Annotated in this window: 9 protein-coding genes; all 9 read right to left on the reverse strand. The window is 35.2% G+C overall.

Features of this window, described 5'->3' with window-relative positions; genetic code table 11:
- Positions 1 to 5: 5 nt before the first annotated feature.
- On the reverse strand, positions 6 to 1,028 hold the full coding sequence (gene ruvB / locus FLACHUCJ7_RS06845; RefSeq protein ID WP_072970540.1) for a Holliday junction branch migration DNA helicase RuvB: 1,023 nt from the start codon (positions 1,026 to 1,028) through the stop codon (positions 6 to 8).
- Between the two features lie 106 nt (positions 1,029 to 1,134).
- A complete protein-coding gene (locus FLACHUCJ7_RS06850; protein ID WP_031454423.1) occupies positions 1,135 to 2,940 on the reverse strand; it encodes a cytochrome c oxidase subunit I in 1,806 nt (601 codons plus the stop codon).
- 34 nt (positions 2,941 to 2,974) lie between these two features.
- On the reverse strand, positions 2,975 to 4,162 hold the full coding sequence (locus tag FLACHUCJ7_RS06855; protein WP_180908382.1) for a cytochrome c oxidase subunit II: 1,188 nt from the start codon (positions 4,160 to 4,162) through the stop codon (positions 2,975 to 2,977).
- A 19-nt stretch (positions 4,163 to 4,181) separates the two neighbouring features.
- Complete coding sequence (locus FLACHUCJ7_RS06860; protein WP_180908383.1) at positions 4,182 to 5,741, reverse strand: quinol:cytochrome C oxidoreductase; 1,560 nt, start codon at positions 5,739 to 5,741, stop codon at positions 4,182 to 4,184.
- Between the two features lie 27 nt (positions 5,742 to 5,768).
- Entirely contained in the window at positions 5,769 to 6,314 is a 546-nt protein-coding gene (locus FLACHUCJ7_RS06865; protein ID WP_078227254.1) for a c-type cytochrome, read from the reverse strand.
- A gap of 8 nt (positions 6,315 to 6,322) precedes the next feature.
- Positions 6,323 to 6,847 (reverse strand): DUF3341 domain-containing protein, encoded by a 525-nt coding sequence (locus FLACHUCJ7_RS06870; protein WP_078227253.1) that lies wholly within the window; start codon positions 6,845 to 6,847, stop codon positions 6,323 to 6,325.
- Positions 6,840 to 8,243 (reverse strand): NrfD/PsrC family molybdoenzyme membrane anchor subunit, encoded by a 1,404-nt coding sequence (gene nrfD, locus FLACHUCJ7_RS06875; protein ID WP_031454418.1) that lies wholly within the window; start codon positions 8,241 to 8,243, stop codon positions 6,840 to 6,842. The genes FLACHUCJ7_RS06870 and nrfD overlap by 8 nt, the downstream gene beginning before the upstream one ends.
- 38 nt (positions 8,244 to 8,281) lie before the next feature.
- Positions 8,282 to 11,332 (reverse strand): TAT-variant-translocated molybdopterin oxidoreductase, encoded by a 3,051-nt coding sequence (locus FLACHUCJ7_RS06880; RefSeq protein ID WP_180908384.1) that lies wholly within the window; start codon positions 11,330 to 11,332, stop codon positions 8,282 to 8,284.
- Positions 11,333 to 11,364: 32 nt separating this feature from the next.
- Positions 11,365 to 12,702, reverse strand: a complete 1,338-nt coding sequence (locus tag FLACHUCJ7_RS06885; RefSeq protein WP_180908385.1) for a c-type cytochrome — start codon at positions 12,700 to 12,702, stop codon at positions 11,365 to 11,367.
- Between the last annotated feature and the right edge of the window lie 213 nt (positions 12,703 to 12,915).

Here is a 12,915-nt window from a genome sequence, read left to right on the forward strand (position 1 = left end):
AGCTATTAAAACAATCCGCCTTGAATATTCGTATTGATCTTACCTAAATGTTTATAAGCTTTATCAGTGACCTCACGTCCGCGTGGCGTACGCATAATAAAACCTTCCTGAATTAAAAAGGGTTCATATACTTCTTCGATTGTTTCACTGCTTTCAGAAACAGCTGTTGCCAAAGTCGAAAGACCAACAGGTCCTCCCTTAAATTTATTAATAATTGTTAACAGTATCTTGTTGTCCATTTCGTCAAGACCATGTGCATCAACATTAAGCGCTTTTAGAGCATAACGAGCAATTTCAAGATCAATAGTCCCATTGCCTTTTATCTGAGCAAAATCGCGTACTCTTCGCAATAATGCATTAGCAATACGAGGTGTACCACGACTGCGACCAGCTATTTCAATAGCAGCATCTAAAGAAATTGGCATTTTAAGTATAGAGGAACTCCTTTCAACAATAGTCGTCAAAAGTTCGGTTGTATAATATTGTAAACGTGACGAAATTCCAAAACGAGCACGCATTGGAGCCGTTAATAATCCGGAACGAGTAGTAGCTCCAATTAAGGTAAAAGGATTTAAATTGATTTGAACCGTTCTGGCATTTGGTCCTGATTCTATCATAATATCAATTTTGAAATCCTCCATTGCTGAATATAGATATTCTTCAACAATTGGACTTAAGCGATGAATTTCATCAATAAATAAAACATCTCTTTCGTCAAGATTCGTTAGTAACCCTGCTAAGTCACCCGGTTTATCGAGAACCGGCCCCGAAGTAATTTTAATTCCAACTTCAAGTTCATTTGCTAAAATATTGGCTAACGTAGTTTTACCTAATCCCGGAGGACCATGAAAGAGAGTATGATCGAGTGCTTCACCACGCTGATTAGCTGCAGCAACAAAAATCTTTAAGTTTTCTAAAACTTGGTCTTGTCCGGCAAAATCATCAAATGATAGTGGACGCAATCTTTTTTCAAGATCTAACTCTTCTGGGTTATATCCTTTTGTGGTAGGATCAAGGTTTTCATTCATCTTACAAAGATATAGAAACTAATGAGTTTCTAAAACAAGATTTTTTAATGAATCGTAAACAAAAAAAAGACTGCCATTTCGGACAGTCTTTTTTTGAATTATTTTATTAGTGATGTAAAACTTCTTCACCTTCTTTCATTGGTACATTTTGCGGTACAAAATCTACATCATGATTTGGATTACTATAGTCATATGGCCAACGGTATACATGTGGAATTTCGCCTGGCCAGTTACCATGGATATGCTCAACTGGGGTAGTCCACTCAAGAGTTGTAGATTTCCATGGATTCTGAACAGCTTTCTTACCGTAGAAAATACTACTAAAGAAATTGTATAAGAATACTAATTGGAAGGCTCCACCAATCAAAGCAAACATTGTAATTAAAACATTCACATTTTGCAAATCATCAAATAATGGAAAGTTTGTATTTGTATAATAACGTCTTGGCAAACCGGCTAATCCTATAAAGTGCATTGGAAAGAAAACACCATAAGCACAAACAGCTGTTACCCAAAAGTGAATATAACCTAAATTTTTGTTTAACATTCTTCCATACATTTTAGGAAACCAATGATAAATACCGGCAAACATTCCATAAAGAGCAGAAATACCCATTACTAAGTGAAAGTGAGCAATTACGAAGTAAGTATCGTGAACATTAATATCTAAAGTACTATCTCCTAAAATGATTCCTGTTAACCCACCAGTGATGAATGTAGAAACCATTCCAATGGAAAATAACATCGCTGGATTAAACTGTAAGTTACCTTTCCATAAAGTTGTAATCCAGTTGAAAGCTTTTACAGCAGATGGAATTGCAATCAATAAAGTTGTAAAAGTAAACACAGATCCTAAGAAAGGATTCATTCCCGAAAGGAACATATGGTGCCCCCAAACAATTGTAGATAAAAACGCAATTGCAAGAACTGACATAATCATAGCTCTGTATCCGAAAATAGGTTTACGAGAATTCGTAGCCATAATTTCAGAAACAAGACCCATTGCTGGTAAGATTACAATGTAAACCTCAGGGTGCCCTAAGAACCAGAATAAGTGTTCAAACAATACAGGTGAACCGCCTTGATAATGTAAAACCTCTCCTGCAATATAAATATCAGAAAGGAAGAATGAAGTACCAAAACTTCTATCAAAAATCAATAATAAAGCAGCAGATAATAATACAGGAAATGAAATAACACCAATAATAGCTGTTACGAAAAATGTCCAGATAGTAAGAGGAAGTCTGGTCATAGACATTCCCTTAGTTCTTAAATTAATTACAGTTACAATGTAATTTAAAGATCCCATTAATGAAGATGCAATAAATATAGCCATTGAAACTAACCATAAAGTCATACCTGCACCTGATCCTGGAATCGCTTGTGGCAAAGCACTTAATGGTGGATAAATTGTCCAACCTGCAGAAGCTGGTCCAGCTTCAACAAATAACGATGACAACATAATTACGGCCGAAAGAAAAAACAACCAATATGAAATCATATTCATAAATCCGGAAGCCATATCTCTTGCACCAATTTGAAGCGGAATAAGTAAGTTACTAAAAGTACCACTTAATCCGGCCGTTAGTACAAAGAATACCATAATAGTACCATGAATAGTAACTAAAGCTAAATAAATATCATTTGCCATTACACCATCAGGTGCAAATTTATCACCTAATAAAACATTAAATATTTTAAAAGACTCTTCTGGCCAAGCCAATTGCATTCTAAAAAGCAAGGACATTCCGATACCAATTACTCCCATGATAATACCTGTAATCAGGTATTGCTTAGCAATCATTTTGTGATCAATACTAAAAATGTATTTAGTAATGAAAGTGTCTTTATGATGATGTTCGTGCTCGTGATGATCGTGTCCGTGATCGTGATCGTGCGCTTCTGCTGACATATATGTATACTTTAAATTTTCTTAATAAATATTATTATTTCATAGCAACTTTAGCTACAACAGCTTTAACAGTATCAATTACTGCTTTAACAGTATCTTTAGCAGTGCTATCTTTAGTTGATTCAACTCCACCTTCTGCCGGTTTCTCTGCTGCAGCTGCAGCTTTAATATCCTCAGTCAAAGTAGTTTTTTCGCTTAACCATTTTTTATAATCTTCAGGAGAATCTACAACAACCTTCATTTGCATATTGTAATGAGAAGCTCCACAAATTTTATTACATAATAATAAATAGTCAAATGTATAAGGGTCTAATGCTGTACCTCCCTTAGCAATAAGTTCAGCACTCTTCTGCGCTCTAAGCTTATTGATATTTGCAACTTTTTCAACCATAAAAGGAAGCTCTCTATATTCAGAAGTTGTATAAGTTGGAATAAAAGCAAACTCAGTTACCATACCTGGCACACAGTTCATTTGAGCTCTAAAATGAGGAAAATAAGCTGAGTGTAGTACATCTTGAGAACGCATTTTGAAATGTACCTTTTTTCCTTTTGGAATATGCAATTCGCTAACTACAATATCATCCTGAGCATTAGGATCTGACATATCAACTCCTAAAGTATTAACTCCTTCAATTAAACGAACGTTTGCTTTTCCTAAAACATTATCCTGTCCAGCGTAACGTGCTGTCCATTTAAATTGTTGAGCATATAATTCAATTTCTATTACATCTTCATCTTTATCAACAAACATAATATTGTTCCAAGCGTACAATCCATAAAGAATTAGAACCGCTAAAACAACAGATGGAATAATACTCCAAATTGCTTCTAATTTATTACTATCAGCAAAAAATAATGCTTTTTTATCCTTATTCCCTTTATATTTAAAAGAAAACCAGTATAATAATCCTTGAGTAATAACTTGCACACTAAAAATCAATACCCAAGTAATATTCATTAAACTATCTACTAAAATACCATGCTCTGAAGCTGGCGTATGCAGTGCTAAATTACCCCATTTTAGTAAACCATAAATCGTAAAGATATAAATGAAAGCCAAAAAGCCAAACATAATATATCCCTGAATATTATTATCATTATCTGATGCAACTTGCGAATCGTCCGAAGAAGATCCTACTTGAGTAAGATCAAATATCTTGGTCAATTGCCATAATGCAACTGCTAATAAAACTAAAACTACAATTACCAACAAACTTGTCATCTGTTTATTTCTTTAAATATTAATAATGAAAATGTTTACTTTCTTCGATGAAAGGATTTCTTTTTGCCAATAAAGGAGATTTGCTTAGTGCAGTAAACACTACAAAAATAAATAGCCCTAAGAAGAAAAGAATAGATGCAATTTCAGAAACTCCAATAAACCATCTGTCACCAACTGTACCAGGCATAATCATATTAAAAAAGTCAACATAGTGCCCCAATAAAATAACAATACCAGCCATTACAATAACCCAGTTTAGACGTTTAAAATCAGTATTAACCAAAATTAATACAGGGAAAACAAAATTCATAACTACAGCACCAAAGAAAGGAAGGTTGTATAATTGAATTCTTGTTATAAAATATGTAACCTCTTCAGGAATATTTGCGTACCAGATCAACATAAATTGAGAGAACCATAAATAAGTCCAAAATATACTAATTCCGAACATAAATTTAGCTAAATCATGAATATGACTTGTATTTACAAATTCTAAATACCCTTTAGATTTCAAGTAAATAGTTACTAAAGCGATTGTAGTAATACCGCTTACAAAGAAAGAAGCAAATACATACCACCCAAATAAAGTACTGAACCAGTGTGGATCAAAAGACATAATCCAATCCCAAGACATAATAGACTCAGAAACTATGAAGAATACTAAAAATCCAGCTGTTTGTTTGAAATTCTTTTTATAATTTAAATCATCATTCGCTTCATCCTGAGCTAAACAATTTTTTCTAGTAATATAGCGGTACAAATTCCATCCTCCTAAAAACACAGCCGCTCTAGCTATCCAGAAAGGAAAGTTTAAATAACCTGACTTACCTGCAATAATTGCATCATAATGCTCACTTTTTGGATCTGTTACTCCTTCTCCTAACCATACAAAAATATGATTAAAATGAAGTCCGCACAAAATTAGTATAACAAAGAAAATAAGAGAACCAACAGGCAAATAAGCTGTTATTCCCTGCATAACTCTAAACAATACAGGAGACCAGCCAGCTTGAGCAACATGTTGGATAGCATAAAATGCCAAAACGCCCATAGAAAGCAACAAAAAGAAAATACATGCAACATACAAAGCAGACCATGGCTTGTTTTGTAATTGGTGCAGAACGTGTTCTGCGTGTGCTTTAGGATCATGTTCATGAGAAACTTCCTCATGTTTTTGATCTTTTATTTCATGTTTAGCAACATTAGCTTCTGCAACTGTACTCTCGTGTGCTTCTTCAGTTTTTACTTCATTAGCGACTTCTTCTTTTGCAACAACTGAATCTTTATGTGCAATAACTGAGTCTGCATTTACAGCTACTTCAGCATGTGCATCTTTAGCCTCTTCATGATGAACAACTTCCGGTTTTTCCTCATGGTGAGCTGCTTCAGCGGATTCTTCATGATGTGCTGCAGCGGCTTCACCATGTCCTCCACCGTGCTCAGATGCTTCTTTTTTAAGAAGAGTTTCTACGTCTTCAATATTTTTAGGAGCGTTTAAAAAACCATATCCAATCCCTAATATACCAACGGCCATTAAGATGAAAGAAAACGTTTTTAATTTACTTGAAAATGTGTACATATCTATTACGATCAGTTTGTTCAACAATTATAATTGGCTTTTTAGTTTTAGAACATAGTCAGCAACTAACCAACGTTCGTGGGCACTTAATTGATTTGCATGAGAACCCATCGCGTTTAAACCATAAGTTTCAACATGAAAGATACTTCCTTCAGTGATAACCCTGTCTTTATAACTAGGTACTCCAAGAAATTTCTCTCTTTCAACTAATTTACCTTTACCGTTTCCAGAAGCACCATGGCAACTTATACAGTAAATTTCAAAAAGCTCTTTTCCTTTTTCAGAACTTCTCTCTTCCTGAGTCAAAGGTGATTTTAAATTAGCTTTAGCCAATTCATAACCAGCAGTTGAATTTTCATACTCATAAGGTTCAAAACCTCTATTGATAGTTCCTTCTACAGGAAGCTGCCCTTCTTTTCCACCTTTAAATACAGAAGCCTCAGAATAAGTTTCGTATCCTACAGATTCATACATATTAGGGAAATACTGATAGTTTGGCGCCGAATTATTGTGGCAAGATGAAACTAAAATAGTTATACCAACTAAAAGTGTTATTTTATATATCCTTTTCATAGCTACAATTAATTCTTTTCAATTACTTTAACTTCAACAGCTCCTGTACTTTCGAAAAAAGAAACAAGTTCTGATTCGTTATCATTTACAGCAACTTCCATTAAAAAATGGTCATCTGTTGTTCTTACATCCGGGTTTTCAGCTTCTTTGAATGGCCATAATCTACTTCTCATATAAAAAGTAATAACCATTAAGTGGGCAGCAAAAAATACAGTCATCTCAAACATAATAGGCACAAAAGATGGCATATTCTGAATAAAACTAAAACTTGGTTTTCCACCAATGTCCTGTGGCCAGTCATGAATCATAATATAACTCATCATAAATGTTGCAACAGAAATACCAACACATCCATAAAGAAAAGCACAAATTGCCAATCTTGTTGGTGGTAAACCCATCGCTTTATCCAATCCGTGAACTGGGAATGGAGTAAAAACCTCTTCAATATGATGGTGTGCAGCTCTGGTTTTCTTTACTGCATCCATCAAAATATCATCGTCATTATAAATGGCGTATATTACTTTATTACTCATGGTGTGAATCTTTATTTTCTGCTCTTTCTCTAATGTAATTATCTCCAGTTCCTTTCAAAATTGTTTTAACCTCTGCCTGAGCAATTACAGGGAATGTTCTAGAGTATAATAAAAACAATACGAAGAAGAAACCAATTGTTCCAATGAAAATTCCAATATCAACAAATGTTGGTGAAAACATTGTCCAAGAAGATGGAAGGTAATCTCTATGTAAAGAAGTAACGATAATTACGAATCTTTCAAACCACATTCCGATGTTTACTACAATCGAAATAATAAATGAAAACATAATACTCGTTCTTAGTTTTTTGAACCACATAAATTGTGGAGAAAAAACGTTACAAGTCATCATTGCCCAATATGCCCACCAATAAGGTCCGGTTGCTCTGTTTAAGAACGCATATTGCTCATATTCAACACCAGAATACCAAGCTACAAATAATTCAGTGATATAGGCAACACCAACAATAGAACCAGTAATCATAATAATGATATTCATCAATTCAATATGCTGAAGTGTAATATATGCTTCAAGGTTAGAAACTTTTCTCATAACGATCAACAAGGTATTTACCATTGCAAATCCTGAGAATACCGCTCCTGCAACGAAGTAAGGAGGAAAAATTGTTGTATGCCATCCCGGAATTACAGAAGTAGCAAAGTCCATCGATACAATCGTGTGCACGGAAAGTACAAGTGGAGTAGCCAAACCTGCAAGAACTAAAGATACTTCCTCAAAACGTTGCCAGTCTTTTGCTCTACCGCTCCATCCAAAACTTAAGATAGAATAAATTCTTTTTGTAAAAGGTGTAACCGCTCTATCACGTAGCATTGCAAAATCAGGTAATAAACCAGTCCACCAGAAAACTAATGATACTGAAAGATACGTTGAAATCGCGAATACATCCCAAAGTAATGGCGAGTTAAAGTTTACCCAAAGAGATCCAAATTGATTTGGAATAGGTAAAACCCAGTACGCTAACCATGGACGCCCCATGTGAATAATTGGAAATAAACCTGCCTGAACTACTGAGAAAATAGTCATTGCTTCTGCAGAACGGTTAATTGCCATTCTCCAACGCTGACGGAAAAGTAATAATACTGCAGAAATCAAAGTTCCTGCGTGACCAATACCAACCCACCAAACGAAGTTCGTGATATCCCAAGCCCAACCAACTGTTTTATTTAATCCCCATGTTCCGATACCGGTAGATACGGTGTAAATTATACAGCCTAATCCCCAAAGGAAGGCTATTAATGCGATTGAAAATACAATCCACCAATGTTTGTTTGCAGGACCTTCAACAGGTGCAGCTACATCTACTGTTACATCGTGATAAGATTTATCACCTATAACTAAAGGTTTTCTAATGGGTGCTTCGTAATGAGACGACATAATCCTTTATATTGTTTCTTAATTAATAATTTTTTGTACTAGGTATTTCTAACTTTAACATGGTAAACCACATTAGGTTTTGTTCCAACATGCTCTAATAAGTGATATGATCTTTCGTCAGCAGCCAATTTAGCCACTTTACTATCTTTATCATTAACATCTCCAAATATCATTGCTCCAGAAGAACAAGCGTTAGAACAAGCTGTCTGGAATTCTCCATCAGCAACTGGGCGTCCTTCATTTTTCGCTTTTAATTTTGTAGCTTGTGTCATTTGGATACACATAGAACATTTTTCCATAACACCGCGAGAACGAACGTTTACGTCTGGGTTTAATACCATACGACCTAAATCATCATTCATGTGATAATCAAATTCACTGTTTTTGTTGTATAAGAACCAGTTGAAACGACGTACTTTATAAGGACAGTTGTTTGCACAATAACGTGTACCAACACATCTGTTGTATGCCATATGGTTTTGACCTTCACGACCGTGAGATGTAGCAGCAACCGGACAAACTGTCTCACATGGTGCGTGATTACAGTGCTGACACATAACTGGCTGGAAAGCTACTTGTGGATTTTCACCTGCTTTTTCCATTTCATTAAATGTAGATAATGAACTAGATAAACCTGCGATATTCTCTTTTCTTTCGTTGTCACCTTCAAAAGTACTTTCAGAAGAATAGTACCTGTCAATACGCAACCAGTGCATATCACGGCTTCTTCTTACCTCTGCTTTACCTACAACAGGTACGTTGTTCTCAGCGTGACAAGCAATAACACATGCCCCACAACCAGTACAAGCGTTTAAGTCAATTGACAGGTTAAAGTGATGTCCTGTAGAACGATCAAATGATTCCCATAAATCTACTGTAGTGGCTTTAACTTCCTGGTGATCCAAAGATACCATTGGTTGTTCATTCCAATGCTCTGCATCTTCTTCATTAAAAATCTTAAGAGTAGTTTCTTTAATAATATCTCCTCTACCCATTAATGTTTTCTGTCCCTGAACACAAGCAAACTCATGCTCTCCTCCTGCTTTCGCAATAGATACAGATTGAACACTATTGAAATTTTTATATAATGAGTAAGCATTTAAACCTACTACCATTTCTTCTTTCAAAGCCGCTTTACGACCGTAACCTACAGCTAAACCTACTGTACCAACAGCCTGACCTGGCTGAATTATTACTGGAACATTTTCTAACTTAACTCCATCAACTGTAATAGTTGCATAACTTCCGTTTAAACCTCCGTTTGCAACAATTGGGTTTGAAAAATCAAACTTTTTGGCATCAGCACTAGAAACTGTTAAATAATTATCCCAAGAAACTCTTGTAATCGGATCCGGAAATTCTTGCAACCAAGGATTATTAGCTTGCTGCCCGTCACCCATACCTGTTTTAGTATACAATACTAATTCAAAATCACCAGTAGATTTTGATTTAGATAATGTTGCCGCAGCAGAAGAATAGTCATATGACCCTCCTGTTAATACACTAGAACCTATTACAAAAACCCCATCATGCAATACTTTATTCCAAGAAGTACCCACAATAATACCAGCTGAATTAGCTTTGATATAATCATAGAAAGTTCCAGGAATTCCGTTTAATGATAGTAAAATATCTTGGATTTGTTTTGTATTGAAAATAGGACGTATAGTTGGCTGAGTCAAACTATAAGTTCCTTTTGTAATCACAACATCTCCCCAAGATTCCAAATAATGAGGAGCTGGAGCAGCAATTGTAGTAAGCGAAGCAGTTTCATCTTCTTTTAGAGAAAATGCAACTGAAGTTTTTACTTTCTTTAATCCCGCTTCAAATGAAGCAGCTTCTGCTAAAGTATAAACCGGATTAACTCCACTCATGATCAAAGTGTGAACACTTCCAGCATTCATATCCTTTAATAACTGAGCAACAGCAGCATTCGAACCTTTTCTAATTTGTCTTGTTCCAGCAGTACTAAAAGCTTCACTAGCCAACACTTGATTGATAGCTAAAACTAATAATTGAGCATTTTTATCTTCAAGTCCAGATACTAAAACTCCTTTAGAACCAGCAGCTTTAAGTTGTTGAGCAGCTTTCACTACTTCAGCTTTAAACGACCCGTCTAAAGAAACAGAGACATTAGCACCTGTAACAATATTATATATTTGAACTAAAGCCTGCTTTTGATTCGCGATAGTCATCGGAATACGCTTATCAGCAGCAGCTCCAGATAAAGTCATATTTGATTCAAACTGAAAATGACGAGACATTTTTCCGTTTTGAGGAATACGTCCTTTAGCATAACCAGAGTCGTATCCACCACCTTGCCAGTCTCCTAAGAAATCAGCCCCAACAGAAACAATTAAAGAAGCTTTAGAAAAATCATAATCAACTAAAGCTCTTTCTCCATAAACAGTCTCAAATGCATCTAATGCTTCAGAAGAAGAAACAGCATCATAAACAACGTGTTTAGCATTTGGATTTTTAGCAATAAATTCACCAATTAATTTCTCAGTTGATGGACTTGCCAAAGTATTAGTCAACAATACAACCTGCCCACCTTTTGCTTTTGCATCAGCAAGACTAGATTTAATTTTTAAATCAACAGCAGACCAGCTACTATCTTTTCCTTCCAATTTAGGCTCTTTCAAACGCATGCTATCATATAAAGATAAAATAGACGCATGAATCCTAGCATTGGCTGAAAACTTAGCTCCAGAAATAGTATTGTTATCAATTTTAATTGGACGACCCTCACGAGTTTTCACTAAAAGGTTAGCAAAATCAAAACCATCAAAAACTGTAGTTGCATAATAATCAGCAACACCAGGAATGATTTGTTCCGGTTGCAACACATAAGGGATAGACTTGTGAACAGGACCTTCGCATGCAGCAAGAGTTACGGCTGCAGTACTAAATCCTACGTACTTTAAAAAGTCACGACGTGAAGTTCCAGATGTAGCTAAAGCATCTGCATTTCCTAAAAATTCATCAGTAGGAATTTCTTCAACAAATTCGTTATTTCTAAGCGCCTCAACAATAGAACTATTTTCTAGTTCTTCAACACTTTTCCAGTATTTTTTGTTTGATGACATTGTATATAAATATTAAAATCTTAATAATTCGATTAATAGTGGCATTTACCGCATTCTAAACCTCCCATTTGCGCTGCAGTCAATTTCTCTACACCGTATTTTTTAGAAAGTTCAGCATGAATTTTATCATAATATGCATTTCCTTCCATCTTAACATCAGTTTTTCTATGGCAATCAACACACCATCCCATTGTTAATTTAGAATATTGCTTCATGATTTCAAACTCCTCAACAGGACCGTGACAAGTTTGACATTCAACACCTGCAACATTTACGTGTTGTGAGTGATTGAAATACACGAAATCAGGTAAATTATGAATACGAACCCATTTAACAGGCTGTGTTTTTCCAGTATAAGCTTGTTTTGTCTTATCCCATCCAACAGCATCGTATAATTTTTGAATTTGAGCATCATAGAACGCTTTACTGTACTCAGGCGTCGCAGTAGTCTCAGCAACCTCAGAAATATTTTTATGACAGTTCATACAAACATTCAAAGAAGGAATACCCGCATTTTTACTTACACGAGCAGCTGAGTGACAATATTTACAATTGATCTCATTATCGCCAGCGTGAATTTTGTGAGAGTAGTGAATTGGCTGAATTGGCTCGTAGTTTTGATCTACACCAACTTGCATCAAGAATCCGTACACAAAGTAACCACTAGCTAAAAGCAGGAATATAGAAGTAACTAATACTAAAAATTGATTTTTAGCAAATGCTTTCCAAATTGGAGTTCTAGCCTCTTTAGGCCCAACTACAATTCCATTGCTACTTGCAACTTTAGTTAATACTTTGTTCACCATGAACAACATAACAACTAAAATAGCCATTACTAAAGCAAGAGCTCCCAAAATAATATTATTAGATATCCCTCCTCCTTCAACTTTTCCCCCAGGAGGAACAGTCCCAGGAGTACCAGCAGCCGGCTCAGCTTTAACTTCAGAAGTATAAGCTATAATATTATCAATATCACCTTCAGACAATTGAGGAAAAGAAGTCATTACAGACTTGTTATTTTCTTCAAAAAGCTTAACAGCAACTGCATCTCCTGATTTAATCATATCAGAACTATTATGCACCCACTTGTAAATCCAAGCCATGTCATGTTTACCAGCAACCCCTCTTAAAGCAGGACCAGTAGATTTAGCATCTAATTTGTGACATGCAGCGCAATTTGCATTAAAAAGTTCTTTCCCTTTTACCGGATCACCACTTCCAGATGCAGCAGCCGGAGCAGCCGCAGCTTCAGTTGCCGCAGGAGTTGCAGCCGGATCTTGAGCAAATGAAGTTAGGGAGAAAATCAGGGTTAGCGATAAGCTAAGCAGCAATTTTCTTGAGATCGAATTATGGTTACCCACCTTTTTCATATAGTATAATAATTATCTACTAATTTTTGGTATGGTTTTTTCTGTATTAAATAAGCAAAAACCGAATACCCTCTTTTAAAACTTGGACAAAAATACAATTTAAGTACTATTCTCAAAACCTTAAAATAGTCTTAAATATCAATTTATATCAATTCTAAATAATAAGAACATTTCACAGATAAACTTTAAATATTACTTTTGTATAAAAACCAT

The organism is Flavobacterium salmonis (assembly GCF_903819435.1).
Lineage (GTDB): Bacteria > Bacteroidota > Bacteroidia > Flavobacteriales > Flavobacteriaceae > Flavobacterium > Flavobacterium chungangense.